This is a genomic window from Agrobacterium sp. RC10-4-1 (genome assembly GCF_014138475.1).
GTDB classification, from domain to species: Bacteria; Pseudomonadota; Alphaproteobacteria; order Rhizobiales; family Rhizobiaceae; genus Agrobacterium; species Agrobacterium pusense.
In genome coordinates, this window is sequence record NZ_JACJIT010000001.1 from 470969 (window position 1) to 495828 (window position 24860).

The following is a 24860-nucleotide window of genomic DNA, read 5'->3' on the forward strand; positions in this document are numbered from 1 at the left end:
CCCAAAGACTTGGGCTGGCTGGATTCCGGCTCAAGGCCGGAATGACGGGGTGGTGGTGTCGCGGGTCGAAGCACCTGTTGTGTTCATCGTTCGGGAGGAAAAAATGACCGAGACGACAATCGCCGCCGATGTGATCGCGGCTGAAAACGAAAAGCGCGCTGCTGCTTTGAATGACGATTATCAGGCGCTTGGCAACCAGCTCGCGCGCCGCAATATCGATATCGAGGCCGTCACAACCAGTGTCTCCGAATTTTTCGTTGCCGTGCCCTCCTGGGGCGTCGGCACCGGCGGAACCCGTTTTGCCCGTTTTCCCGGCGCGGGCGAACCGCGCGGCATTTTCGACAAGCTCGATGACTGCGCCGTCATCAACCAGCTGACGCGGGCGACGCCCAATGTTTCACTGCATATTCCGTGGGACAAGGAAGACCCGAAACGCCTGAAAGCCCATGCGGATGCGCTGGGTCTCGGCTTCGACGCCATGAACTCCAACACGTTTTCGGATGCTCCGGGCCAGAGCCATTCCTACAAATACGGCTCGCTCAGCCACACCGACGCCGCCACACGCCGGCAGGCGGTGGAACACAATCTCGAATGTATCGAAATCGGCAGGGCCATCGGTTCCAAGGCCCTGACGGTGTGGGTGGGTGATGGCTCCAACTTCCCCGGACAGAGCAATTTCACCAGAAGTTTCGAGCGTTATCTCGCCGCAATGGCCGACATCTACAAGGCGCTGCCGGATGACTGGCGCATCTTTTCCGAACACAAGATGTATGAGCCGGCCTTTTATTCCACCGTCGTGCAGGATTGGGGCACCAATTATCTTATCGCCAACGCGCTCGGCGAAAAGGCCTTCTGCCTCGTTGATCTTGGTCACCATGCGCCCAACACCAATATCGAAATGATCGTCGCCCGGCTGATACAGTTCGGCAAGCTCGGCGGTTTCCACTTCAACGACAGCAAATATGGCGATGACGATCTGGATGCCGGCTCAATCGACCCTTACCGCCTGTTCCTCGTTTTCAACGAACTTGTCGACGCCGAACATCGCGGGGTGAAGGGTTTCCATCCCGCCCACATGATAGATCAGTCGCATAATGTGACGGACCCGATCGAAAGCCTGATCTCCAGCGCCAACGAAATCCGTCGCGCCTATGCGCAGGCGCTGCTGGTGGATCGTGTGGCTCTTGACGGCTACCAGCAGGACAATGATGCATTGATGGCTTCAGATGTGCTGAAGCGGGCCTACCGCACCGATGTCGAACCGATTCTCGCTCAGGCGCGGCAACTGGCAGGCGGCGCGATTGATCCGATTGCGGCCTATCGGGCGAGCGGCTATCGCAAGCAGGTTGCGGCGAAGCGCCCGGCTTCGGTTGGCGGCAGCGGCGGGATTGTGTAAATTCGGTGTCGTTGGAACAGGGGGAGCCGAGGCTGACTACACACCTTGCCTCAATCTCGACGTCATCCCCGGCATTGTGCCGAGGATCTGCCTGCTTTGCATAAAATCGATCGGTAATAGATGCTCGGGAGAGGCCCGAGCATGACGAAGGTGAAGGTGTTGGTCACGAAGCGCCCCCGCCCGCTGCGCCTTCACGACTCCCAGAAGGCGGTTGTCGGCGCACCTGAAACGTATGTTCGGGCCCCGGAAACGCCCCTGCGCGAACCTCATCGGCATAGGCCGCCGCCGCTTCGGAGATCGTCGGGCCCAGATCGGCGAAACGCTTGACGAATTTCGGTTTGAAGTCGGTGAAGAGGCCGAGCATGTCGTCGGAAACCAGCACCTGCCCGTCACAGGCTGGCGATGCGCCGATGCCAACGGTGGGCGCGGCAAGTTTTTTCGTCAGCTCGCGGGCCAGCGGCTCGACTGTGCCTTCCACGACGATGGCGAAGGCGCCCGCCTGATCCACCGCAATCGCGTCACGCCAGATCTTTTGCGTTTCCGCATCAGAATGCCCCAGCGAGCGGAAGCCGCCAGCCGTGTGAACAAGCTGCGGCATCAGACCGACATGGCCGAAGACGGGAATGCCGCGGGCTACCAGGAAGGCGATGGTTTCTGCCATTTCCTCGCCTCCCTCCAGCTTCACGCCGTCGCAGCCGGTTTCCTGCATCAGCCGCGCCGCGTTGCGGAAGGCCTGTTCCTTGGATTCCTGATAGGTTCCGAAGGGCAGATCAACGATGACGCAGGCATGTTCGACGCCGCGCATGACGGCGCGGCCATGGGCGATCATCATGTCCAGCGTCACGCCGACTGTGGTATCCATTCCGTAGAGCACCATGCCGAGGGAATCGCCGACCAGCAGCAGGTCGCAATGCGGGTCAAGCAGGCGGGCGATCGGTGTGGTATAGGCGGTCAGGCAAACGATGCGCGCCTCGCCCTTCATCTGCCGGATGGAGGCCGTCGTCAGCCGTTTTTGTTTTCCATGGGCGCTCATTGGGCGGCCTCCCTTTTCTCTGTTCTCTCGCGGCCGATGACGCGGTTGTCGAGAAGCCTTGTGCTGCCGAGGCGCACGAACAGCGCCACCAATATTGGCCCTGCCTGCACGGAAGCAACGGGTGCCAGCGTATCGGGGTCGCGTACCGCGACGACGTCGGGACATGCTAAAGGCTCGGCGGCGATAAATGTTTCGAGAGCCGCTTCGAACGCGGCGGGGTCATCCAATCCCAGGTCATAAAGCCGTTCCGCCTCGTTCAGCGCCCGCGGAACGATCACGGCGGCGGCACGTTCCTCGGCGCTCAGATAGACGTTGCGTGAGGAGCAGGCGAGCCCATCCGGCTCCCGCACGGTTGTGACGGGAACGACCCTGACCGGCTGGGCGAGGTCTTCGACCATGCGGCGGATCAACGTTACCTGCTGATAGTCCTTCTCACCGAAATAGGCCGAATCTGGCTGAACAAGATTAAAAAGCTTCGTCACCACGGTTGCGACACCGGCGAAATGCCCCGGCCGAACCGCGCCTTCCAGCTGGCTGCCGAGTTCCGGCACGTCAACGACGGTTGCCATGGGACGCGGATACATCTCCGAGACTTCGGGCGCGAAAAGAATGTCGACGCCAGCTTCCTCCAGAAGCGCGTTGTCGCGGGCGAGGTCGCGCGGATAGCGGGCCAGATCCTCATTGGCGCCGAATTGCAGCGGATTGACAAAGATGGAAACCACCGTCACGTCGTTTTCCGCCTTCGCCCTGGAAACCAGCGTGAGATGACCGACATGGAGGAAACCCATCGTCGGTACGAAGCCGACGGTTTTGCCGGCGCGGCGAAAGACGGCGATCGCATCGCGCAATTCGGCGACAGTTTTTACAAGGCGCATAAGGTCTCCTCCGGCTTCCCGATCACCCTCCGGCGAAAGGCGCTGGATAGAACGCGATTTGTGAAACGGGGTCAACGCGGTCAAACCCATTATATCGATTAACGGAGTTGGCGATCGACACACCCTGCCTGTCTGGCCTCAGGGCTTGCCGGTCCAGCGCGGGGGACGTTTTTCCGCAAAGGCCAGACGTCCCTCCCGCGCCTCATCACTGCCGCTGACGACGGCGATGATGCGTTCGGCGAAGACGAGCCGTTCCGCCGATGGCATTTCGCGCATGGCGAGCAGCGCCGCCTTTCCGGCCGCGATGGCACCCGGTGCATTGTGCCGCAGTGTTGCAAGAACCTCTTCGATCAGGCCGTCGAGGCTGGCGAGGGGAACGGCGCGGTTTATGAGCCCGAGACGTGTCGCCTCACTGGCGCTGACCGTGTGGCCGAGATAAGCCATTTCCTGAAGCCCGCCCAACGGGATTTTTGCCAGAAGTTTCGCTGCGACCATGGCGGGGAAAAGACCGACCTTCACCTCCGGCAGGCCGAATTCGGCATGATCGGCTGCATAGACGAGATCGCAGGCGGCAACGAGGCCAAGCCCGCCCGCCAGAACCCGGCCGTTGATGCGGGCGATGACGGGCCTGTCGCAGCCTTCTATGGCGCGCATGACGTCGGCTATAGGGTTCGTGCCGTCCCGGGACAGGAACATGCCGCCCGCACTTTCCTTCAGATCTGCACCCGAACAGAAACTGCGTTCTCCCGCTGCCGTTATCACAACGGCGCGCAGGCCATGGTCGCCGGAGGCTGCGCGGATCGCATGGGTGAGCGCATCGGTCATCGCGGCATTCAGGGCATTATGCACCTCCGGTCGGTTGAGAGTCAGCCACAGAACATCCTTGCGTTTCTCGCTCAACACCTCATTTGCCATGGGCGTCACCCTTCTGTTTCGCGGCGAGAAGCGCCTTGCCGGCACGCGCTGCATTGGACCTGCCCAGATGCCTGCTTATCCAGTCACCGGTTGTCGCCACGGCCATCAGGTCGACGCCGGTTTCTATGCCAAGTCCCGAAAGCAGATAAATGACGTCTTCGGTGGCGACGTTGCCGCTCGCGCCCGGCGCGAAGGGGCAACCGCCCAGCCCGGCGACGGAACTGTCGAACGTCGTTATGCCCTGTTGAAGCGAAGCCAGCACGTTGGCGACGCCCTGTCCGTAGGTATCGTGGAAATGCATGGCGAGTTTTTCAAGCGCGATATGTGCCGAGACCCGCTCGATGATGTTGCGGATCTGGCCCGCCGTGCCGATGCCGATCGTATCACCCAGCGAGATTTCATGGCAGCCGAGCGCAATAAGGGCATCGGCCATCGCCGCCACGTCATCGGGCGCAACTGCTCCGTCATAGGGGCAGCCGGCAATGCAGGAAAGGTAACCGCGCATGCGGATATTTCGCACGGCAGCGGCATCCGCGACATCGCGCAGACGGTCTAGGCTTTCGGCGCGCGAACAGCCGATGTTGTGCTGGCTGAAACCTTCGGAGGCGGACACGAAAACCGCGATTTCCGTGACACCGGCTTCAATGGCAGCTTCGAAACCTCTCATGTTGGGAACAAGCGCCGGATAGGCCGTTCCCGCTCGCCTTTCGAGGCCTCTAAACACCTCTTTCGACCCCGCCATCTGCGGCACTTTTTTGGGTGAGACAAAAGCGCCCGCTTCCACCGTTCTCAGTCCTGCTGCAGCCAGCCGCTCGATCAGCTCGATTTTTGTCGCGGTCGGAACCTCGGTGGTCTCGTTCTGCAAGCCGTCACGTGCGCCAACCTCAACGATCCTGACGGTTCGGGGCAAGCTCATCTCATGCTCCTTCCGGCTCGAAATTCACCAGCACCGCGCCGGCCGCGACCATATCGCCTTCATTGCAATTGATGGCGTTGACGATGCCCTTCGCCGGTGCACGGATCGTATGCTCCATCTTCATCGCTTCCATAACCACAAGCGCGTCGCCGGCCTCCACGACAGCACCGTTCCGGCTGAGCACCGCGCGGATCACGCCCGGCATGGGAGCTTCCAGGCCAGCGGCGTGAACGGAAGAATCCGCGATTTCGATGGGATCTGGCTGGCTGATGCGGTAAGGCTCGCCATGCAGGAAAAGCGCATAGGTGCCGGTCTCTGCGAAGAAATAGCCCTGACTTTTCCGGCCGTCCAAGGTTGCAAGGAGCTGGCCGTCACCGGAAAGGCTGCCGTAGGCCCGGATCGTCCGCCCCTCGATTGCGAGCGTGAATTCATCACCCTCATGCGTGACGCCGACGCTTAACGGCTGGTTATCAAACATGAAATTCAGCGTTTCCCGCGCCGGTGCGTTGAGGCGGAATGCGACCTTCGTGTTCCACGGGCTATGGGGATCCGCCTCTGATTGCGACATTCCGTTTGTGCGGCGGGAGAGCAGCAGGCCAAGCGCGGCGAGGGCGATGACACTTCCATCACTCGCGGCTGGAGCAAAGAGCGAAGCCTCGTTGCGGGTGATGAAACCCGTATCGAGGTCGGCTGAGGCGAAAGCTTCCAATCGGGCAAGCCGTGTCAGAAACGCGGCGTTGCTGGTAACGCCGCAGATCGCCAGCTTTTCCAGCGCCAGCGTCAGACGCCGCACGGCTGAGGCTCGGTCCCGATCCCAGACGATAAGCTTGGCGATCATCGGATCGTAATGCACGGTGATGGCGTCGCCGGCGCGGATGCCGCTGTCGATCCTGACGTGAGGGCCCTGATCGGGGAAAACGAGATGGCTGATGGTGCCGACCGACGGCAGGAAATCATGCGCCGGGTCTTCGGCATAGATACGGGCCTCGATGGCATGACCATTTATGCTGAGATCGGCCCAGTCCTGCGGTAACGTTTCACCATCCGCAACACGGATCTGCCATTCGACCAGATCGAGACCGGTAATATACTCGGTCACGGGATGTTCGACCTGAAGCCTCGTATTCATTTCCATGAAATAGAATGCGCCGGAAGGATCGAGCAGGAATTCCACGGTTCCCGCACCGCGATAGTCGATCGCGCGGGCGGCGGCTGTTGCCGCTTCATACATACGTTGCCTGAGCGCATCCGGCAGGCCGGGGGCAGGGGCTTCTTCCAAAACCTTCTGATGCCTGCGCTGGATGGAGCAGTCACGTTCGAAAAGGGAAAAACAATTGCCGTGGCTATCGGCAAAGATCTGAACCTCCACATGGCGCGGCCGTTCGAGATATTTTTCGATCAGCATGCGGTCATCACCGAAGGCGGCCGACGCCTCGCGTTTTGCCCCGGCAAGTTCCGCTGCAAATTCACGTTTTTGCCTGACGATGCGCATGCCCTTGCCGCCGCCGCCGGCCGAAGCCTTGAGCAGGACGGGATAGCCTATGGCTTCCGCCTCATTCCCCAGCCGTTCCTCCGCCTGGTCCTTACCGTGATAACCAGGAACCACGGGCACGCCAGCCTTGGCCATCAGTGCCTTTGCTTCGCTTTTGCCGCCCATGGCGCGAATCGCCGCGGCCGGTGGGCCGATGAACACCAGCCCGGCGGCGGCACAGGCTTCGGCGAAACCGGCATTTTCCGAAAGAAAACCGTAACCCGGATGAATGGCTTCTGCGCCGCTTGTCTTCGCTGCGGCGATGATCTTTTCGCCATCGAGATAGGAGGCACGCGCGGGTGCAGCGCCGATGGCGATCGCTTCGTCGGCAAGCGCCACATGCATGGCGTCACGATCGGCATCGGAATAAACGGCGACGGTACGAATGCCCATTTTGCGGGCGGTATGGATGATGCGGCAGGCGATCTCGCCCCTGTTGGCGATGAGTATTTTCGAAAACATCGTCGCCTCACATCCTGAATATGCCGAAACGGGTGGGTTCAATGGGTGCGTTGAGCGCGGCGGACAGACCGAGGCCGAGGACGAGGCGGGTATCCTTTGGGTCGATGATACCGTCGTCCCAAAGCCGCGCGCTGGCATAATAGGGATGGCCCTCCCGCTCGTATTTTTCGCGGATCGGCTGCTTGAACGCTTCTTCGCCTTCCTTCGACCAGTGCCGGCCATCAGCTTCGATACCGTCGCGGCGAATCTGTGCCAGAACGGAGGCCGCCTGCTCGCCGCCCATCACGGAAATGCGGGCATTCGGCCACATCCACAGGAAGCGTGGCGAATAGGCCCGCCCGCACATGCCGTAATTACCGGCCCCGAAGGAGCCGCCGATGATGACGGTGAATTTCGGCACTTTGGCTGAAGCAACAGCGGTGACGAGCTTTGCGCCATCCTTGGCGATGCCGCCAGCCTCATAGGCCTTGCCGACCATGAAGCCGGTGATGTTCTGCAGGAAAACCAGGGGAATGCCGCGCTGGCAGCAGAGCTCGATGAAATGCGCGCCCTTGAGCGCCGATTCCGAAAACAGGATGCCGTTATTGGCGATGATGCCAACGGGATAGCCATGGATATGGGCGAAACCACAGACCAGCGTCGTGCCATAAAGCGCCTTGAACTCATCAAATTCAGAACCATCCACCAGACGGGCGATGATCTCACGTACCTCGAAGGGTTTGCGCGTATCGGCGGGAACGATGCCGTAAAGCTCGTCTGCCGGATAAAGCGGCTCCAGCGGTTCGCGAATATCGAGCTCCACCTGCTTGCGGCGGTTGAGGGTTGAGACAATCCGCCGGGTCAGCGCCAGTGCGTGGCGGTCGTCCCGGGCATAATGATCGGTGACGCCGGATTGCCGGGAGTGCACATCCGCACCGCCCAGCTCTTCCGCACTCACCACCTCACCTGTTGCCGCCTTCACCAGCGGCGGGCCGCCAAGGAAGATGGTGCCCTGGTTTTTAACGATCACGGATTGGTCGCTCATCGCAGGCACATAGGCCCCGCCCGCCGTGCAGCTGCCCATCACCACGGCGATCTGGGCGATGCCTTTCGCCGACATATTGGCCTGATTGTAGAAGATGCGGCCGAAATGATCGCGGTCCGGAAACACTTCGTCCTGATTGGGCAGGTTCGCGCCGCCGGAATCCACGAGGTAAATACAGGGCAGGCGGTTCTCGGCGGCAATCTCCTGCGCGCGCAGATGTTTCTTCACCGTCAGCGGATAATAGGTGCCGCCCTTCACCGTCGCATCATTGGCGACGATTACACATTCTCGGCCCGAGACCCTGCCGATGCCGGTGACAATGCCGGCGGCCGGAACGGGTTCGTCATAAACCTCGTAAGCTGCAAATTGCGAGAATTCGAGGAATGGACTGCCGGGATCGAGAAGTGTTTCGATCCGGTCGCGCGCCAGCAATTTGCCGCGGGAAAGATGCCGTTCTCGGGCCTTGTCACCGCCGCCTCTGGAGATTTTTTCGACATGTTGGCGCAGGTCATCGACCAGACCCGACATGAAATCGACATTGGCAGAGAAGGTGGTATCGCGGTTCAGGCTGGATGTTAGCTTCATCGCGTGTCCTCACCCGTTGCCCTTGACCAACTCGCGGCCGATCAGCATCCGGCGGATTTCGCTGGTGCCGGCGCCGATTTCGTAAAGCTTGGCATCGCGCAGCAGCCGTCCTGCCGGGCTTTCATTGACATAACCGGAACCACCGAGAAGCTGGATCGCATCCAGCGCCACCTGCGTCGCCCGCTCGGCGGCAAAGAGGATCGCGCCTGCCGCATCCTGCCTCGTGATGCGGCCATTGTCGCAGGCCCGGGCCACGGAATAGACATAAGCGCGCGATGCGTTCATCGCCGAATATATATCCGCGAGCTTACCCTGCACGAGCTGGAATTCACCGATCGGTTTGCCGAATTGCTTGCGCTCGCGGGCATAAGGCAGCACCAGATCGATGGCCGCCTGCATGATACCAACAGGGCCGGCGGCCAGCACGGCGCGCTCGTAATCCAGCCCGCTCATCAGCACCGTCACGCCGTCATTGAGGCGGCCGAGAATGTTCTCTTCCGGCACCTCGCAATCCTCGAACACCAATTCTGATGTGGGTGAGCCGCGCATGCCGAGCTTGTCGAGTTTCTGGGCCGGACGAAACCCTTTGAAGCCTTTTTCAATGAGGAAGGCGGTGATGCCGCGGGGGCCGGCGGACATGTCGGTCTTGGCGTAAACGACCAGCGTATCGGCCTCCTGGCCGTTGGTGATCCACATTTTCGCGCCGTTGAGCACATAGCGGTCGCCCCTGCGTTCCGCCTTCAGCCGCATCGAGACGACATCCGAACCGGCCTCCGTCTCGCTCATGGCAAGCGAACCGACATGCTCGCCAGAGACGAGTTTCGGCAAATATCTGTGCTTCTGCTCTTGCGTGCCCCAGCGGTGGATCTGGTTGATACAGAGGTTGGAATGGGCGCCATAGGAAAGGCCAATGGAGGCGGAAGCCCGGCTTATTTCCTCCATCGCCACGCAATGGGCGAGATAGCCCATGTCGGCACCGCCGAATTCTTCCGAAACGGTGATGCCGTGCAGGCCGAGTTCACCCATCTGCGGCCAGAGCTGACGCGGGAAGCGGTCGTCCCTGTCGATCTCCGCCGCCAGCGGGACGATTTTATCATCTGCGAATGCACTTGCGCTGTCGCGCAATGCTGCGATTTCCGGGCCGAGATCGGCATCGAAAATGGCGGCGAGGTTCAAACTCATCGCGTCTCCTCCTCCGGACGGCAGGCCGTCCCTTTGTCAGCAGCCGGCACCTCCTCCGCGCCGGCAGCCCTTATTTACGGCGTGTCACCCCCGGTGAAGGCGGCGGAACGGCGCACGAATGTCTTGATGGCAAAGTTGGACTGGATGCGCGACACGCCGGGAACGGTGGTTAGGAAATCCAGCAGCTGCTGGTAATGCGGCAGATCCCGCACCATGGCGTGGATCAGATAATCGGAACTGCCGCTCGTCTGGTAACCACCCACCACCTCGGGAATGGAGGCCACATGATGTTCGAATGTCGTCAGCGCTTCCTTGATCTGCCGCTCCAGCGTGACGGAGATGAAGACACCCATATTGCCGAGCAGCCGGTTCTCGTCAAACACGGCGGTATAGCCGCGAATGATGCCTTCCTCTTCCAGCTTGCGCACGCGGCGCAACGTGGGTGTGAAAGAAAGGCCTATCCGAGCCGCAAGATCCCGCCAGCTGACCCGCCCGTCATCGCCGAGAACATGCAGAATCTTCTGGTCGAAACTGTCGAGCTCAATCATGGATCATTTGCTCTATGATATGACTATTTGTTGGATCAAAGATATCGCCAATCAAAAAACTGTCAATCAAAATAGCTTTGAAATGAATTCGAGATAGTGATAGCGTTCACGTCAGTCGCGGTCTGGAGGAGATTTGCGGCGGGCCGGTTCCTCACGTCAGGGCTGGCCAAGGGAGGTGAATTTGGCTGTGCATGACCCTGTCGTGATCGATGGGGCCGCCCGTGCTTTCAAGGGCAGCCCTCGCGACCAATTCCAGCTGGCGACGCGCCTGATACGCTTCTGCTTTTTGGCGGGAGGCGGCGATGATGCTCACTGAATCCCAGCAGCAGATCAGAGATATGGCCCGCGACTTTGCGCGGGAAAGGCTTGCCCCTGGCGCCACTTCGCGTGACCGGGAAAGCCGTTTCCCCAAGGAAGAATTGAAAGCGATGGGCGAGCTCGGCTTCCTCGGCATGCTGGTGTCCGAAGAGTATGGCGGGGCGGAAACCGGTGCTGTCGCTTATGCGCTGGCGCTGGAAGAAATCGCTGCGGGGGACGGTGCCTGTTCCACCATCATGAGCGTCCATAATTCGGTCGGTTGCGTGCCGATCCTAAAATTCGGGACCGAGGACCAGAAGCAGCGTTTTCTGCCGAAGCTTGCCTCCGGCGAATGGATCGGTGGCTTTGCGCTGACCGAACCACAGGCTGGCTCCGATGCCTCAAATCTCAAGACCAGGGCGCGTCGCGATGGCGATCGCTATATTCTTGATGGCGCAAAGCAGTTCATCACCTCGGGTAAGAATGGCGATGTCGTCATTGTTTTTGCCGTTACGGATGCAGCGGCAGGCAAGAAGGGTATCAGCGCCTTCATCGTGCCCACCGATACGCCGGGCTATGAGGTTATCCGGGTCGAAGAAAAGCTCGGCCTTCACTCGTCCGATACCTGCCAAATCGCTTTCAACGACATGGCCATTCCTGCCGATTTACGGCTCGGTGAGGAAGGTCAGGGTTACCGCATTGCGCTCGCCAATCTGGAAGGTGGCCGCATCGGCATCGCGGCGCAGGCGGTGGGCATGGCTCAGGCGGCATTTGAGGCGGCGCGGGATTACGCCCGCGAGCGCAAGGCCTTCGGGCAGGCGATCATCGAACATCAGGCGGTGGCGTTTCGTCTCGCGGATATGGCAACGCGCATTCAGGCGGCGCGGCAGCTGGTGCTGCACGCGGCGGCGCTGAAGGAAGCGGGCGAGCCGTGCCTTTCCGAGGCCTCGATGGCCAAGCTCTTCGCGTCGGAAATGGCCGAACGCGTTTGTTCGGACGCCATCCAGATCCACGGCGGTTATGGCTACATGGCGGATTATCCGGTGGAGCGGATCTATCGCGATGTGCGCATCTGCCAGATTTACGAGGGGACAAGCGATGTCCAGCGGATGGTGATCGCAAGAAACCTTTGAGAGTTGTTTCACGGTCTGGAGGAGACCGCGACGGGAGGAGTAGAATGGACATATCAGAAACGCCACATCTAAGCCTGCATGTTCCGGAACCCGCCGTGCGGCCCGGCGATCAGCCGGATTTCTCCAATGTAAAGATACCCAAGGCCGGTTCCGTGCCTCGCCCGGAAGTGGATGCCGCGCCGGAGAGCATGCGTGATCTCGCCTATTCGATCATTCGCGTCCTTAATCATCAGGGTGAGGCCGTCGGACCTTGGTCCGGGCTGCTTTCGGATGACGACCTGCTGACGGGTCTGAAGAACATGATGAGGCTTCGGGCTTTCGATGCGCGCATGCTGATGGCGCAGCGGCAGGGCAAGACCTCTTTTTATATGCAGCATCTTGGGGAGGAGGCAGTGAGTTGCGCCTTCCGCAAGGCGCTTTCCAAGGGCGACATGAACTTCCCGACCTATCGGCAGGCAGGTCTGCTGATCGCCGACGACTATCCGCTCGTCACCATGATGAACCAGATCTATTCCAACGAACTCGACCCGCTGCACGGGCGGCAACTGCCTGTCCTTTACTCTTCCAAAGAACACGGTTTCTTCACCGTATCCGGCAATCTCGCCACGCAATATGTGCAGGCGGTGGGATGGGCGATGGCGTCGGCCATCAAGGGTGATACAAAGATTGCGGCCGCCTGGATTGGCGATGGCTCGACGGCGGAGTCGGACTTTCATTCGGCGATGGTTTTTGCATCGACCTACAAGGCGCCGGTCGTTCTCAACATCGTCAACAACCAATGGGCCATTTCCACCTTTCAGGGCATTGCACGCGGGGGCTCCGGGACCTTCGCGGCACGCGGGCTGGGTTTCGGTATTCCCGCACTGCGGGTCGACGGTAATGATTATCTGGCCGTTTATGCCGTGGCCCGTTGGGCCGTGGAGCGGGCGCGCCGCAATCTCGGCCCGACGCTCATCGAATACGTCACCTATCGTGTCGGCGCGCATTCCACCTCTGACGATCCGAGCGCCTACCGCCCGAAGACCGAGTCCGAAGCATGGCCTCTGGGCGACCCTGTCCTGAGGTTGAAGAAACACCTCATCCTGCGTGGCGTCTGGTCGGAAGAGCGGCACCGGCAGGCGGAAGCGGAGATCGCCGATGAGGTGCTGGAAGCCCAGCGCGAGGCGGAAAGCCACGGCACGCTGCACGAGGGCAAAAAACCGCCGAAGAAGGATATTTTCGAAGGTGTTTACGCCGAGATGCCGGCGCATCTCGTCCGCCAGCGCCAGAAGGCAGGATGGTAAGACATGGCAAGAATGACGATGATTGAAGCCGTCCGTAGCGCCATGGATGTATCCATGGAACGCAGCGATGATGTCGTGGTTTTTGGTGAGGATGTGGGTTATTTCGGCGGCGTTTTCCGCGCCACACAGGGGCTGCAGCAGAAATACGGTAAAACCCGCTGTTTCGATGCGCCGATCAGCGAATCCGGCATTGTCGGCACCGCCATCGGCATGGCCGCTTATGGATTGCGGCCGTGTGTCGAAATCCAGTTCGCCGATTACATGTATCCCGCCTATGACCAGATCACCCAGGAGGCAGCGCGTATCCGTTATCGCTCAAACGGGGACTTTACCTGCGCGATCGTTCTTCGCATGCCGACCGGCGGCGGCATTTTCGGAGGCCAGACGCATAGCCAGAGCCCGGAGGCGCTTTTCACCCATGTTTGCGGGCTGAAAGTGGTGGTTCCTTCCAATCCTTACGACGCCAAGGGGCTACTGATAGCGTCCATCGAAGACCCCGACCCCGTAATGTTTCTGGAGCCGAAGCGGCTTTATAACGGCCCGTTTGACGGCCACCATGACCGGCCCGTAACGCCATGGTCCAAACACGAGAAGGGGGAGGTGCCGGAAGGGCACTACACCATCCCCATCGGCAAGGCCGAAATCCGCCGCCCCGGAACCGATGTCACGGTCATCGCTTATGGCACCATGGTGCATGTGGCGCTGGCAGCGGCGGAAGAGACGGGAGTGGACGCCGAGATCATCGATCTGCGCAGCCTGCTGCCGCTCGACCTCGATACCGTCGTGAAGTCCGTTTCCAAGACCGGCCGCTGCGTCATGGTGCATGAGGCGACGTTGACCTCCGGCTTCGGGGCAGAAGTCGTGTCGCTGGTGCAGGAACATTGTTTTTATCACCTTGAGGCTCCCGTCGTGCGCGTCGCAGGTTGGGATACGCCTTATCCCCACGCGCAGGAGTGGGACTATTTTCCGGGGCCAGCCCGCGTCGGGCGCGCCCTTGTCGAAGTCATGGAGGCCTGATCATGGCAGAATTTATTCTAACCATGCCCGATGTCGGTGAAGGTGTGGCGGAAGCCGAACTCGTGGAATGGAACGTCAAACCGGGCGATCTTGTCCACGAGGACATGGTGCTGGCCGCGGTGATGACCGACAAGGCGACGGTGGAAATCCCTTCGCCGGTGGCGGGCGTCGTCACCTGGCTCGCGGTAACGGTGGGAAATACGGTGCCGGTGAAAGCACCGCTCCTGCGCATCGAAACCGATGTCGCTGCCGTCGCTGCCAATGGTAGCGCGCCGGAAGGGGAGGCGCCGACCCGCATGACGGAAGAGGAAGCGCCCGCCGACATGACGGACACGCCGCCACCCGTTGAAACCCAGCCGGTGCTGCGCGAAGCCGGGGAGGCCAACACGGCGCCTGCGGTCGAACTGCACCATAAGCCGCTGGCATCTCCGGCCGTTCGCCAGCGTGCTGACGATCTCGATATCGATCTTGCACAGGTCAAGGGAACGGGTCCCGACGGGCATATTACCCATGCCGATCTCGACGCGTTCTTAACCGTGCGGGGGCGGCCGGAACGCACTGAACCGATGGCACCCCACGATAGCGCTGTCGAAGAGGTGAAGGTGACCGGGCTCAGGCGCAAGATTGCCGAGAAGATGGTGCTTTCCGCCTCCCGCATTCCCCACATCACCTATGTCGAAGAAGTCGACGTGACCGATCTGGAAGATCTGCGCGCTACGATGAACGGCAACCGCCGTTCCGGGCAGCCGAAACTGACGGTCCTGCCATTTTTGATGCGCGCGCTTGTCAAAGCCGTTGCCGATCATCCGGGTATGAATGCGCTTTTCGACGATGAAAAAAGTGTCGTCAGCCACTATGAGGCGGTTCATATCGGCATTGCCACGCAGACACCGTCAGGCCTCACCGTTCCGGTTGTGCGCCACGCGGAAGCGCTCGGCCTTTGGGAGTGCGCAGACGAGGTCGCACGCGTTGCCGAAGCCGCTCGCACCGGGACGGCGCATCGGGAAGAACTGATGGGCTCCACCATCACCATCAGCTCGCTTGGGGCGTTGGGTGGTGTCGTTTCGACGCCCATCATCAATTACCCCGAAGTGGCGATCATCGGCGTCAACAAGATCGTGACGCGGCCGGTCTGGGACGGAATTCGCTTTGTGCCGCGCAGGATGATGAACCTGTCTTCGAGCTTCGATCATCGTGTCGTGGACGGCTGGGATGCGGCAGTCTTCATACAGGCCGTCAAGGCGCTTCTGGAAAAGCCGGCGCTGATCTTCATCGATTGAAGGCGATCCGTGCTCCCTCCTCCCTGTGCTCGTCACAGGGACCCAGCCAGCCCAAGTCTTAGGGCTGAAAGGACTCGTCCCGTCGCGCAGACGCGCGTCGGCTGGATTCCTGTGACGAGCACAGGTATGAGGGCGTATGCGTGTCATGACCGCATTTCTTAGCCCGCGTTTTCAGCTTTCACGGAACTGTTTCGCTATCGGTATAGGCTTGCGTTCGTCATCTTCGGGTATAGAAGAGAAGAACGAGAAGCATGTTTTCTCATCACGATCACAGTGGCGGACGAGGGCGCTCCGGTGCCCGGCGGTCCGCTCTCCGCCGGCAACAGAACGAAAAAGGTCCTCCCATGCAAACTCCCAAACCCGTTGTCCTGACTATTCTCGATGGCTGGGGGCTGAGTGAGGATACATCCAGCAACGCGCCTGTTCTGGCGAACACGCCCACCATGGACCGGCTTTTCGCCACCTGCCCGAATGCGAGGCTCACCACGTTTGGTCCTAAGGTGGGGCTGCCTACCGGACAAATGGGCAATTCCGAAGTCGGCCATACCAATATCGGTGCGGGCCGCATCGTCGCCATGGATCTCGGCCAGATCGATCTTGCAATCGAGGATGGCAGCTTTTTCCGCAATGCGGCGATGCTTGATTTCGCCGCCAAGGTGAAGGCCGCAGGCGGTGTGGCGCATCTGATGTGCGTCGTTTCCGATGGCGGCGTTCATGGCCATATCCTCCACGGCCAGGCGGCGGTGAAGCTGATGGTCAGCCACGGCCTGAAGGTCGTGGTGCATGCCATTACCGATGGTCGTGACGTCGCGCCGCAATCCGCTGAAGATTTTGTGGCTGCGCTTGTGGCAAGCCTGCCGGAAGGTGCCAGCATCGGCACCGTGATCGGCCGTTATTATGCGATGGACCGCGACAACCGCTGGGAGCGTGTCGAAAAGGCCTATGACGCGATGGTCCTGGCCAAAGGCGAGCACGCCCGGGATGCGGTGAGCGCCGTTGCACAGAGCTACGCGAATAAAGTCACGGACGAGTTCATCCTGCCGACCGTGATCGACGGTTATGAAGGCTTCAAGGCCGGCGATGGCCTGTTCTGCCTGAACTTCCGTGCTGACCGCGCGCGTGAAATCCTGCTTGCCATCGGTGCCGATGATTTCGACGGTTTTGCGCGCGAAAAGCCAGTGCTCTCGGCGCTGCTTGGCATGGTGGAATATTCTACCCGGCACAATGATTTCATGACCACGGCTTACCCGAAGCGCGATATCGTCAACACGCTTGGCGCCTGGGTGGCGAAGCAGGGACTTACGCAGTTCCGCCTCGCCGAAACGGAAAAATATCCGCATGTGACGTTCTTCCTGAACGGCGGCAAGGAAGAGCCGGAAGTCGGTGAAGATCGCTTCATGCCGAAATCCCCGAAGGTCGCGACTTACGACCTGCAGCCGGAAATGAGCGCGCCCGAGGTAACGGAAAAATTTGTCGAGGCGATCGGCAAGGGTTACGATCTCATCGTCACCAATTACGCCAACCCTGATATGGTCGGCCATACCGGTGATCTGCAGGCCGCAATCAAGGCCTGTGAAGCCGTGGATCGTGGCCTCGGTGCGGTGGTTGCCGCACTCGAAAAAGTGGGAGGCGCAATGCTTGTGATTGCCGACCACGGCAATTGCGAAACCATGGTCGACCCGGTGACCGGCGGCCCGCATACGGCGCACACCACAAATCCGGTTCCGGTGATCCTTTTCGGTGGCCCTGAAGGTGCGAAGCTGCATGACGGTATTCTCGCCGATGTCGCGCCCACCCTGCTGCAACTGATGAATGTGCCCTTGCCGCCGGAAATGACGGGCAAGAGCCTGATCGACCTTTAATCAAGCGTCGTCGCGCGGCAGCATTTCGCCCCCGCGCGACCGTCTGTTTCCGGTTCCGAACGAGCGTTTTGAGCTATGACTGCTTCGGGTAGAGGCGGTCGTGCGCCAGCATGCCGGCAATCATGGCGCAGACGAAAAGAACGACTGGCATCAGCCCAAGGCCGACAGCGGAGAGTGCCGGGCCGGGGCAGAAACCGGCAAGCCCCCAACCGATGCCGAAAATCGCCGAGCCGGTTATCAGCGGCCCGTCGATGCGGGTCTTTGCTGGAAGGCGGAAATCGTCGGCGAGAACGGGCTTGGCGAGACGTCTGCTGAGCAGCACGCCCAGCGCCGCGACCATAACGGCACCGCCAAGAACGAACATCAGGCTCGGGTCCCAATGGCCGCTTGCGATGTCGAGAAAGCCGGAAACACGCGCCGGATCGACCATGCTCGACAGCGAAAGGCCGAATCCGAACAACGCTCCTGCAAGCAATGCAAGTGCAATACGCGCTACGGCCGGATTTTTCATGACAGGGCTCCCGCTATCGTCGCAGTAAAGATGCCGGCGATCAGGAAGGTGGCGGTTGCGGCGATCGAGCGCCGGGAAAACCGCGCCAGCCCCATGATGCCATGGCCGGAGGTGCAGCCGGAGCCCATGCGTGTGCCAAAACCTACCAGCAGACCGGCAATCAGGATGAGGGGCCAAGGGGCAGCGACGGTGATTGCGGGCAGCCGGCCGAATGCTGCGGCATGGATATAAGGTCCCGCCAGCAGGCCGGTGATGAAGGCGAGATCGGCAAGACGCCGCTCCCTGCCAAGAGTTCTGCCGATGATCCCGCTGATGCCGGCAATGCGGCCGTTAAAGACAAACAGGAGAACGCAGGCGAGGCCGAGCAACATGCCGCCGAAAAGAGAAGACCAGTAGGGGCTCACGCGGTCTCCTCCTCCGGCGCGCAGAATATGGTGTAAAGCGCCTCGATCAGCTGCGCCGCTTTCGCTTCGCTAAGCTGGTAGAAAATTTGCTTGGCGTCACGCCGGGTTTCAACCACACCGGCTTCCCGCAGGACGCCCAGCTGCTGGGAGAGTGTAGGCTGGCGAATATCCAGCCTGGCTTCCAGCTCTCCCACGGAGAATTCTCCCTGCGCCAGCGTGCAGGCCAGCATCAGCCGCGCAGGGTGGGCAAGGGTCTTCAAAAGCAGCGCGACTTCCACGGCCCGTTCCTCCATGGCGGGAAGGGGAATGTCAGGAGTATGAAGGGGCTTTCCGGGCGTCTTTCCCTCTACCACGTGCTGCCCTCCAGCACATCAAGAGGGAATTTCAGGTAACGCCTGCCATTTGCCTCCGGCTCCGGCAGGCGCCCGCCGCGAATATTGACCTGCAGGGCATGGAGGATGAGCTTTGGCATCGGCAAGGTCCGATCCCGCGTTTCTCTGAGGTCGATGAAGCTTTCCTCCGTCATGCCGACCAGATGTGGATTGCTGCGTTTCTGTTCGCCCACCGTACTTTCCCATTTCGGCGCGCGGCCGCCGGGCTGATAATCATGGCCGGTGAACAGCCGTGTTTCGTCCGGAAGGGCGAGAATGTCCTGAATGGACGCCCAGAGTTCTCTGGCGCTGCCACCGGGAAAATCAGCCCGCGCTGTGCCTGAATCCGGCATGAAAAGCGTATCGTGCACGAAGGCGGCATCTCCCACCACATAGGTTACGGAGGCGAGCGTATGGCCGGGCGAAAACAGCACGCGCGCTTCAAGCGAACCGATATTGAACCTGTCGCCCGCCTCGAACAGCCTGTCCCACTGCGAACCATCGGTTTCAAGGTCCGGCCAATTGTATTTTTCCTGCCAGAGCCGCTGTACGCCGGTGATCTTCGCGCTGATCGCTGTCTGCGCACCGGTCTTCTGCTTCAGGTAATGGGCGGCGGAGAAATGGTCGGCATGCGGATGGGTATCGAGAATCCATTCCACCGACAGGCCTTCGCTTTCCACATGGTTCAGAATGGCGTCGGCATTCATCGTTCCGGTTGCGCCGGATTTCTCATCAAAATCATAGACCGGATCGATAATGGCGCAGCGTTTGGTCACTGGATCGGAAACGACATATTGCACGCTCCAGGTGCGCGGATCAAAGAATGCCTTGACGTGCGGAACCGCTGCCGCGCGTCGCTCCAGCCAGCGGGTGGCGCCGGAAAGATCAAAGCCATGCGCCTTGCCAAAAGCCTCGATGTCGCCGCGTTCCATGCGTCCGTCGAGCGCTTCCCCAAGCACATGAAGCGTGAGCGCACGGGTGCCACCCTTGCAATGGGCAAAAACGGGGCCTGCTGCTTCCGCCATTTTCTGTTGAAAGGCGCGGATATCGGCCTCAGTGATGGCAGGGCCGCTGACCGGGATGAAGCCATAGTCCATGCCTGCCGCCCCGGCGGCGCTTCTTTCCTGCTCATTGCCCGGTTGGCCCGGCTCTTCGCCATCCGGCCGGGCATTGATGACGCTTTTATAACCCTGCGCGGAGAGCGACTGGAAATCGGCGGTCATCGGCTGCCCCGCAACGGTCAAGCGCTCGTTGATCTTAACGACTTTCATCGACATCTCCCGTGGCAACAAATCAATATATATTATTGTATAATGTATATTGATCGCTGGCAAGAGTGCGAGGTACCTTCTCAGCTGTCTACGGCTTGTGGCGTGTTAGCGGAACATCCCCTGCGCCCGGGTGGCAGGGCGCAAGGCATGTTTGCGGCATCGATTAGGATTCACACTGGCCTCAGACGGCAAGCCTGCGGCGCGTCGCCTTCCAGCCGAGACAGATGGCTCCAACAAGCAGGACCGTCTGGGCGATCAGGAAGGGTGGTTCATTGCCGTTCGGCGCCAGCTTGTTGAGCGTTTCGACCTTGAGAAAGGCCTGTACGATCAGGACGAACATGTTGAGATAGAGGCTCATCGTGGCGGTGATCGTATAAATGATGCGCGCCCTGCCATTCAGACCGTATCCGTAAAGCGCGACAAGTGCGATTGCCAGAACGAGGGTCGATATGACGCCGACACCGAGTGCCGGCGTGAAATTTCCGATTGGGAACAGGAAGCCGGTGAGCGTGGTGGCAAGCGTGGTGACGAGGAATAGCGCCATCATGCGGGGCATCCATCGCCCTGCCGCATAAGCGGGCAGGGCGATCAGTCCGGTAGCAATGCCGATGAAGCTCAAGCCCACATGCAGTGCAGTGAATTGGGGAATGGTCAGTCCGAGGATCATGATACGTATCCCTCTATTCGGGTTTGGCTGCACGATACCGGCTGGCGGCAAGTGCATGGGAGAGATTGGGCCGCAGGGCTGCACGCGCGGCAAGGAAATTTTCAAGATCGGCAGTGTCCGGCAGGGAGGGAATGGTCAGCGCTTCGCCAAGGTCGAGACCGGCAAGGGCAGCATCCACCATGTCATGGACATCCATGACCATCGCGGCCGGAATGGTATCGAGCCGTTCTTCCTCCCAGATGGCCGTGCGGGTTATACCTGGAAGAACGGCCTGAACCCGCACGCCGGAGGGTGAAAGCTGTGCCTGCAGCGCCTCCGTAAAAGCGAGCACGAAAGCCTTGGTGGCCGGGTAGACGGCGGTGAATGCCGCCGGCATCAGTGCTGTAACTGATGTAATGTTGATGATCGTACCCTTTCCGTCGGCGGCAAGGCGCGGCGCGATGGCTGCCGCAAGCCGCGTGACGGCGAGAATGTTGAGGTTGATCATCGTCGTCACATAGGCTGGGTCCAGCGCCGTGATCGCGCCTTCGCCAGCGATACCGGCATTGTTGACGAGGCCGGTAATCCGCCGGTCCTCACGCAGCCGCGCCTCTACCTTTTCGAGATCTTCCGCCCAGGAAAGATCGGCGGAGAGAACCTCGACGGCGATGTGATGATCCTTTTCCAGCTGCGCGGCCAATGCCTTCAGCTTCTCGGCGCGTCGCGCCACCAGAATGAGATCGTGGCCGCGTTTTGCCAGACGTTCGGCATAAACCGCGCCGATGCCGTCGGATGCGCCGGTGATGAGAAATGTATTCTGTGTCATGTCCGTGTCTCCTGTATCCGGTGGTTTCAGCCGTTGATGAAGGCGAGCAGGTCGGCGTTGAACCGGTCCTGATGGGTCTGTGTCAGGCCATGATCGGCTCCCTGATAGATTTTGAGCACCGCATGTTTGACGATCTTGACCGTGGAAAGCGCGGAAGCGCCGACCGGCACGATCTGGTCGTCATCGCCGTGCAGAACCAGCGTCGGCTTGTCGAAAGCTTTCAGGTCCTGATGGAAATCGCTTTCCGAAAAGGCGCGGATACTGTCGAGCTGACCTTTCAGGCCGCCCATCATGCCCTGCCGCCAGAACTCATCACGGATACCTTCGGATATGACGGCGCCCTCGCGGTTGTAGCCGTAGAAGGGAATGGTCAGATCCTTGAAGAACTGGCTGCGATTGTCATAGGTGCCCTTACGGATGCCGTCGAAAACATCGATTGGCAGACCGATGGCGTTGCTTTCCGTCTTCAGCATCAGCGGCGGCACCGCGCCGATGAGAGCGATCTTGGCAACGCGGGCGGTGCCGTGGCGGCCGATATAACGTGTCACCTCGCCGCCGCCGGTGGAATGGCCAACCAGAATGATGTCGTGAAGATCGAGTTGTTCGATCAACTGGGCCAGATCGTCGGCATATTGATCCATGGTGTTGTCATGCCAGACCTGATCGGAGCGGCCGTGGCTGCGGCGGTCATGGGCGATGGTGCGGAAACCGTTATTGGCGAAGAACACCATCTGCGCGTCCCAGGCGTCGGCGCTGAGCGGCCAGCCGTGGGAGAAGATGATGGGCTGGCCGTCTTTCGGGCCCCAGTCCTTGTAGAAGATGTGCGTTCCGTCTCTGGTGGTGATCGTTGTCATGGCTCTCTCTCCTGTTGCAGGGAGCTTGCTTGCGTCCCGTGGGAATAGAGATACTCTTGACGCAGCCGGGAATGGATTGGCGCTTCAGACAGAAAGCGAGCCGAAACTGACAAAACGGGGGTTGGGCATGGCGGGTGTAACGGGAAGCGCGCTGGAAGTGGGGCTGGTCCTCTATCGGGACTGCCAGATCGCCATGGTGCATGGCATCACCGATCTTTTCGCCATCGCGTCGGTATTTTCACAGGATCGCGGCGGGCCTAAATTGCGGGTCAGCCATTGGAGCATGGGCGAAGGCGGTGAGTTTTCCCGCTCCTATGACACGGAACCCGGCGGGCCGGGGCATCCCGATATCTTCGTTGTGCCCGGCCGGTTGACCGGGCCGGCTGAAATCGAGGAAGCCGAGCCTTACGCCCGCTGGCTGCTGAACCGGCACGCCCAGGGCGCGACGCTGGCTGCCAGTTGCGGCGGGTCGTTCATGCTCGCGGCCACCGGGCTTCTGGCTGGCCGCCCGGCGACGACCCACTGGTTGTTTGCGGAGCGTTTTCGGGACCGATTTCCCGATGTCCGGCTGGAGATAGACAAGATCGTCATCGAGGACGGCGATATCATCACAGCCGGCGGGTTGATGGCGTGGACCGATCTTGGTCTGCGCATCGTCGACCGGCTGCTCGGCCCTTCCGTGATGATCGAGACCGGCAAGTTTCTGCTGATCGACCCGTCAGGACGGGAACAGCGTCATTATAGTAGTTTCGCCCCAAGGCTGACGCATGGCGATGAGCCGATCCTGAAGGTGCAGCACTGGTTGCAGGCCCGTGCCGGGCGGGCGACAAGCGTTACTGACATGGCCGGCCATGCCGGGCTGGAGGAGCGAACCTTCCTGCGCCGCTTCAAGGTGGCGACCGGCATGAAGCCCATCGAATATGTCCAGCACCTGCGGGTCGGCAAGGCGCGTGAATTGCTGGAATTCACCCGCCGTTCGGTCGATCAGATCGCTTGGTCGGTGGGTTATGAGGATGCTGCCGCCTTTCGTCGGGTGTTTCACCGCATTCTCGGCCTCTCACCGGGAGAGTATAGAAGCCGCTTTTCCAGCGGTTCTGCCATGGTTGCTGCCTGAGGTTGATCCGATGGGGGTGGTGGTACCCGGCACTTGCAATGTGGCCGGTGTTTGCTAACATGCCAGACAAGTTTAAAACAGGTGGGCCGAAATGGACGTCGAGAGCAGCACCAAGCAAGTATCGCTTGCGGCGAAAATCAGTTCGGCCTTGCGACGGGACCTGGCGGAGGGGGTGTTCCGCCCGGGTGACCGGCTTCCGAGCGAAAGCGAATTGACGCGGGAATATTCCGTCAGCCGAACGGTTGTGCGCGAGGCCATCGCCATTCTTCGTGCCGATGGCCTCGTTGAAGCACGCAAGGGCGCAGGGGTCTTTGCTGTCGAAGCCAAGCCGGCAAAGGAACTGCCTTTTAACGATCTCGCCGTGGGTCGCATTTCCTCGGTCATCGAACTCCTGGAACTGCGGACCGTGTTCGAAGTGGAATCCGCCGGGCTGGCGGCCTCGCGCCGTTCCGCCGTGCAGGTGGAATCGATCGTGGATGCGCATCGGCGTGTCGGTGACTGTCTCGCCGCCGGGCTACCAACGCGGGACGCCGATTTCGAATTCCATCTCGCCATCGCGCAGGCCACGCAGAACAGGCGGTTTCCGGAGTTTCTCCAACTCATTCGGTCCGGTATCATTCCCCGCGGCGAATTACAGGGCGCCGCGCCGGGGTCGCGCCCCAAGGATTACAACCTTCACCTGCAAGAGGAGCACGGCAAGATCGTCGATGCCATTATCGAGGGAGACGCCGATGCCGCGCGCCAATATATGGCCTCGCATCTGCGCGGCAGTCTCGAGCGTTACAAGGTGCTCCTGCGGTCCCGCACCGTGGCTGAGTAAGGCGGAAATAGCTGATATGGCAATGAATTATGCGTTGGCCCGTCGGTAAAAGGCCAGGGAAGCAGCAAGTGTCAACAGCGCGCCGCCGCAGATGCGCTCGAGCCATAATGCTCCGGACTTGCGCAATATCCTGACCGCCTGCGCGCCGAACAGGGCGTATGCGAACATCACGATGAAGTCGATGCCGGCGAAGATCAGCGCAAGTACGGTATATTGCTGAATCTGCGGCGCGGCGACATCGATGAATTGCGGCAGGAAGGCCGAAAAAAACAGGTATCCCTTGGGATTGGTCACGGCGACGAGAAAGCTCTTCAGGAAGATCGAACGCGCCGATGCGGCCATGTTTGCCTCTGCAGAGCCGAGAGCGCCGTCAAGCGTCCCTCTTGAACGCAAAAGCATGATGCCAAGGTAAACAAGGTAGCAGACCCCCGCCCATTTGACGACACCGAACCAGAACTCCGAGGCGGCCATAAGAGCCCCCAGTCCCAGTGCAACCGCGCCGATCAGGACGAAATCCGAAAGGACGGCACCAGCCATGCCGATCATCGCGCGACGCACGCCGAATTTCGAGCCATTGGCAAGCGCCAGCAAGACGGTGGGGCCGGGTGTTGCAATACCGATAAAGGCGACCATGGCAAAGGCCAGAAGCGTCACGTCGATCATATTTTCCTCCCCCGAGGCGGCAGACACGAGCGGTCAAATCG

Annotated in this window: 24 protein-coding genes; 8 read left to right on the forward strand and 16 right to left on the reverse strand. The window is 60.6% G+C overall.

Features of this window, described 5'->3' with window-relative positions:
* Window positions 1-103 precede the first annotated feature (103 nt).
* Window positions 104-1396: an L-rhamnose catabolism isomerase gene (gene rhaI / locus FHW77_RS02180; protein ID WP_004445545.1), complete on the forward strand. Its 1293-nt coding sequence runs from the start codon at window positions 104-106 to the stop codon at window positions 1394-1396.
* 163 nt (window positions 1397-1559) lie between these two features.
* On the opposite strand, the gene panB is transcribed toward rhaI, so the two are convergent.
* The 8 genes from panB to FHW77_RS02220 all read right to left on the reverse strand — a co-directional run bounded on the left by panB (window position 1560) and on the right by FHW77_RS02220 (window position 10467).
* Window positions 1560-2429: a 3-methyl-2-oxobutanoate hydroxymethyltransferase gene (gene panB / locus FHW77_RS02185; protein WP_004445544.1), complete on the reverse strand. Its 870-nt coding sequence runs from the start codon at window positions 2427-2429 to the stop codon at window positions 1560-1562.
* Window positions 2426-3304 carry a pantoate--beta-alanine ligase gene (panC, locus tag FHW77_RS02190; RefSeq protein ID WP_004445543.1) on the reverse strand — a complete coding sequence of 293 codons (879 nt, stop codon included), beginning with the start codon at window positions 3302-3304 and terminating at the stop codon, window positions 2426-2428. The genes panB and panC overlap by 4 nt, the downstream gene beginning before the upstream one ends.
* A 138-nt stretch (window positions 3305-3442) precedes the next feature.
* On the reverse strand, window positions 3443-4219 hold the full coding sequence (locus tag FHW77_RS02195) for an enoyl-CoA hydratase-related protein (RefSeq protein WP_004445541.1): 777 nt from the start codon (window positions 4217-4219) through the stop codon (window positions 3443-3445).
* The gene (locus tag FHW77_RS02200) at window positions 4209-5135 is read right to left on the reverse strand and encodes a hydroxymethylglutaryl-CoA lyase (RefSeq protein WP_004445539.1); all 927 of its coding nucleotides are present in this window, start codon (window positions 5133-5135) and stop codon (window positions 4209-4211) included. Before FHW77_RS02200 ends, FHW77_RS02195 begins: the two co-directional genes overlap by 11 nt.
* A 1-nt stretch (window position 5136) precedes the next feature.
* A complete protein-coding gene (locus tag FHW77_RS02205) occupies window positions 5137-7128 on the reverse strand; it encodes an acetyl/propionyl/methylcrotonyl-CoA carboxylase subunit alpha (protein ID WP_004445538.1) in 1992 nt (663 codons plus the stop codon).
* Window positions 7129-7135: 7 nt separating this feature from the next.
* The gene (locus FHW77_RS02210) at window positions 7136-8737 is read right to left on the reverse strand and encodes a carboxyl transferase domain-containing protein (protein ID WP_004445537.1); all 1602 of its coding nucleotides are present in this window, start codon (window positions 8735-8737) and stop codon (window positions 7136-7138) included.
* Window positions 8738-8746: 9 nt separating this feature from the next.
* Window positions 8747-9919 carry an isovaleryl-CoA dehydrogenase gene (locus tag FHW77_RS02215; protein ID WP_004445536.1) on the reverse strand — a complete coding sequence of 391 codons (1173 nt, stop codon included), beginning with the start codon at window positions 9917-9919 and terminating at the stop codon, window positions 8747-8749.
* Window positions 9920-9993: 74 nt separating this feature from the next.
* Window positions 9994-10467 (reverse strand): Lrp/AsnC family transcriptional regulator, encoded by a 474-nt coding sequence (locus FHW77_RS02220; RefSeq protein WP_004445535.1) that lies wholly within the window; start codon window positions 10465-10467, stop codon window positions 9994-9996.
* Between the two features lie 302 nt (window positions 10468-10769).
* On the opposite strand from FHW77_RS02220, the gene FHW77_RS02225 reads away from it, so the two are divergent.
* The 5 genes from FHW77_RS02225 to gpmI all read left to right on the forward strand — a co-directional run bounded on the left by FHW77_RS02225 (window position 10770) and on the right by gpmI (window position 17339).
* A complete protein-coding gene (locus FHW77_RS02225) occupies window positions 10770-11897 on the forward strand; it encodes an acyl-CoA dehydrogenase family protein (RefSeq protein WP_004445534.1) in 1128 nt (375 codons plus the stop codon).
* Between the two features lie 44 nt (window positions 11898-11941).
* Window positions 11942-13180: a 3-methyl-2-oxobutanoate dehydrogenase (2-methylpropanoyl-transferring) subunit alpha gene (locus tag FHW77_RS02230; RefSeq protein WP_004445533.1), complete on the forward strand. Its 1239-nt coding sequence runs from the start codon at window positions 11942-11944 to the stop codon at window positions 13178-13180.
* A 3-nt stretch (window positions 13181-13183) separates the two neighbouring features.
* Window positions 13184-14197 carry an alpha-ketoacid dehydrogenase subunit beta gene (locus FHW77_RS02235; protein WP_100911200.1) on the forward strand — a complete coding sequence of 338 codons (1014 nt, stop codon included), beginning with the start codon at window positions 13184-13186 and terminating at the stop codon, window positions 14195-14197.
* A 2-nt stretch (window positions 14198-14199) separates the two neighbouring features.
* Window positions 14200-15477 (forward strand): dihydrolipoamide acetyltransferase family protein, encoded by a 1278-nt coding sequence (locus FHW77_RS02240; RefSeq protein ID WP_004445531.1) that lies wholly within the window; start codon window positions 14200-14202, stop codon window positions 15475-15477.
* Between the two features lie 344 nt (window positions 15478-15821).
* Window positions 15822-17339 carry a 2,3-bisphosphoglycerate-independent phosphoglycerate mutase gene (gene gpmI / locus FHW77_RS02245; RefSeq protein ID WP_004445529.1) on the forward strand — a complete coding sequence of 506 codons (1518 nt, stop codon included), beginning with the start codon at window positions 15822-15824 and terminating at the stop codon, window positions 17337-17339.
* Window positions 17340-17412: 73 nt separating this feature from the next.
* Here gpmI and FHW77_RS02250 read toward each other — a convergent pair whose 3' ends face one another.
* The 7 genes from FHW77_RS02250 to FHW77_RS02280 form a co-directional block, all read right to left on the reverse strand.
* Complete coding sequence (locus FHW77_RS02250) at window positions 17413-17850, reverse strand: YeeE/YedE family protein (RefSeq protein ID WP_004445527.1); 438 nt, start codon at window positions 17848-17850, stop codon at window positions 17413-17415.
* The gene (locus FHW77_RS02255) at window positions 17847-18254 is read right to left on the reverse strand and encodes a YeeE/YedE family protein (RefSeq protein ID WP_004445526.1); all 408 of its coding nucleotides are present in this window, start codon (window positions 18252-18254) and stop codon (window positions 17847-17849) included. Before FHW77_RS02255 ends, FHW77_RS02250 begins: the two co-directional genes overlap by 4 nt.
* Window positions 18251-18547: a sulfite-sensing transcriptional repressor BigR gene (gene bigR / locus FHW77_RS02260; RefSeq protein WP_045531466.1), complete on the reverse strand. Its 297-nt coding sequence runs from the start codon at window positions 18545-18547 to the stop codon at window positions 18251-18253. The genes FHW77_RS02255 and bigR overlap by 4 nt, the downstream gene beginning before the upstream one ends.
* A 53-nt stretch (window positions 18548-18600) precedes the next feature.
* On the reverse strand, window positions 18601-19896 hold the full coding sequence (gene blh, locus FHW77_RS02265) for a bifunctional sulfur transferase/dioxygenase Blh (protein ID WP_004445521.1): 1296 nt from the start codon (window positions 19894-19896) through the stop codon (window positions 18601-18603).
* A gap of 181 nt (window positions 19897-20077) precedes the next feature.
* A complete protein-coding gene (locus FHW77_RS02270) occupies window positions 20078-20563 on the reverse strand; it encodes a hypothetical protein (protein ID WP_004445520.1) in 486 nt (161 codons plus the stop codon).
* 13 nt (window positions 20564-20576) lie between these two features.
* Entirely contained in the window at window positions 20577-21368 is a 792-nt protein-coding gene (locus tag FHW77_RS02275; RefSeq protein WP_004445519.1) for an SDR family NAD(P)-dependent oxidoreductase, read from the reverse strand.
* 26 nt (window positions 21369-21394) lie between these two features.
* A complete protein-coding gene (locus FHW77_RS02280; protein ID WP_004445518.1) occupies window positions 21395-22222 on the reverse strand; it encodes an alpha/beta fold hydrolase in 828 nt (275 codons plus the stop codon).
* 127 nt (window positions 22223-22349) lie between these two features.
* On the opposite strand from FHW77_RS02280, the gene FHW77_RS02285 reads away from it, so the two are divergent.
* Window positions 22350-23336, forward strand: coding sequence for a GlxA family transcriptional regulator (locus FHW77_RS02285; RefSeq protein ID WP_004445517.1), 987 nt, complete (start codon window positions 22350-22352; stop codon window positions 23334-23336).
* 91 nt (window positions 23337-23427) lie between these two features.
* The gene (locus tag FHW77_RS02290) at window positions 23428-24156 is read left to right on the forward strand and encodes a FadR/GntR family transcriptional regulator (protein ID WP_004445516.1); all 729 of its coding nucleotides are present in this window, start codon (window positions 23428-23430) and stop codon (window positions 24154-24156) included.
* Between the two features lie 27 nt (window positions 24157-24183).
* Here the strand turns inward: FHW77_RS02290 and FHW77_RS02295 are convergent, their stop codons facing one another.
* Window positions 24184-24819 (reverse strand): LysE family translocator, encoded by a 636-nt coding sequence (locus FHW77_RS02295; RefSeq protein ID WP_004445515.1) that lies wholly within the window; start codon window positions 24817-24819, stop codon window positions 24184-24186.
* Window positions 24820-24860: the final 41 nt, after the last annotated feature.

Coding starts and splice junctions, on each gene's coding strand:
- rhaI (WP_004445545.1), top strand. CDS start 104: ATGACCGAGACGACAATCGCCGCCGATGTGATCGCGGCTGAAAACGAA.
- panB (WP_004445544.1), bottom strand. CDS start 2,429: ATGAGCGCCCATGGAAAACAAAAACGGCTGACGACGGCCTCCATCCGG.
- panC (WP_004445543.1), bottom strand. CDS start 3,304: ATGCGCCTTGTAAAAACTGTCGCCGAATTGCGCGATGCGATCGCCGTC.
- FHW77_RS02195 (WP_004445541.1), bottom strand. CDS start 4,219: ATGGCAAATGAGGTGTTGAGCGAGAAACGCAAGGATGTTCTGTGGCTG.
- FHW77_RS02200 (WP_004445539.1), bottom strand. CDS start 5,135: ATGAGCTTGCCCCGAACCGTCAGGATCGTTGAGGTTGGCGCACGTGAC.
- FHW77_RS02205 (WP_004445538.1), bottom strand. CDS start 7,128: ATGTTTTCGAAAATACTCATCGCCAACAGGGGCGAGATCGCCTGCCGC.
- FHW77_RS02210 (WP_004445537.1), bottom strand. CDS start 8,737: ATGAAGCTAACATCCAGCCTGAACCGCGATACCACCTTCTCTGCCAAT.
- FHW77_RS02215 (WP_004445536.1), bottom strand. CDS start 9,919: ATGAGTTTGAACCTCGCCGCCATTTTCGATGCCGATCTCGGCCCGGAA.
- FHW77_RS02220 (WP_004445535.1), bottom strand. CDS start 10,467: ATGATTGAGCTCGACAGTTTCGACCAGAAGATTCTGCATGTTCTCGGC.
- FHW77_RS02225 (WP_004445534.1), top strand. CDS start 10,770: ATGATGCTCACTGAATCCCAGCAGCAGATCAGAGATATGGCCCGCGAC.
- FHW77_RS02230 (WP_004445533.1), top strand. CDS start 11,942: ATGGACATATCAGAAACGCCACATCTAAGCCTGCATGTTCCGGAACCC.
- FHW77_RS02235 (WP_100911200.1), top strand. CDS start 13,184: ATGGCAAGAATGACGATGATTGAAGCCGTCCGTAGCGCCATGGATGTA.
- FHW77_RS02240 (WP_004445531.1), top strand. CDS start 14,200: ATGGCAGAATTTATTCTAACCATGCCCGATGTCGGTGAAGGTGTGGCG.
- gpmI (WP_004445529.1), top strand. CDS start 15,822: ATGCAAACTCCCAAACCCGTTGTCCTGACTATTCTCGATGGCTGGGGG.
- FHW77_RS02250 (WP_004445527.1), bottom strand. CDS start 17,850: ATGAAAAATCCGGCCGTAGCGCGTATTGCACTTGCATTGCTTGCAGGA.
- bigR (WP_045531466.1), bottom strand. CDS start 18,547: ATGGAGGAACGGGCCGTGGAAGTCGCGCTGCTTTTGAAGACCCTTGCC.
- blh (WP_004445521.1), bottom strand. CDS start 19,896: ATGAAAGTCGTTAAGATCAACGAGCGCTTGACCGTTGCGGGGCAGCCG.
- FHW77_RS02270 (WP_004445520.1), bottom strand. CDS start 20,563: ATGATCCTCGGACTGACCATTCCCCAATTCACTGCACTGCATGTGGGC.
- FHW77_RS02275 (WP_004445519.1), bottom strand. CDS start 21,368: ATGACACAGAATACATTTCTCATCACCGGCGCATCCGACGGCATCGGC.
- FHW77_RS02280 (WP_004445518.1), bottom strand. CDS start 22,222: ATGACAACGATCACCACCAGAGACGGAACGCACATCTTCTACAAGGAC.
- FHW77_RS02285 (WP_004445517.1), top strand. CDS start 22,350: ATGGCGGGTGTAACGGGAAGCGCGCTGGAAGTGGGGCTGGTCCTCTAT.
- FHW77_RS02290 (WP_004445516.1), top strand. CDS start 23,428: ATGGACGTCGAGAGCAGCACCAAGCAAGTATCGCTTGCGGCGAAAATC.
- FHW77_RS02295 (WP_004445515.1), bottom strand. CDS start 24,819: ATGATCGACGTGACGCTTCTGGCCTTTGCCATGGTCGCCTTTATCGGT.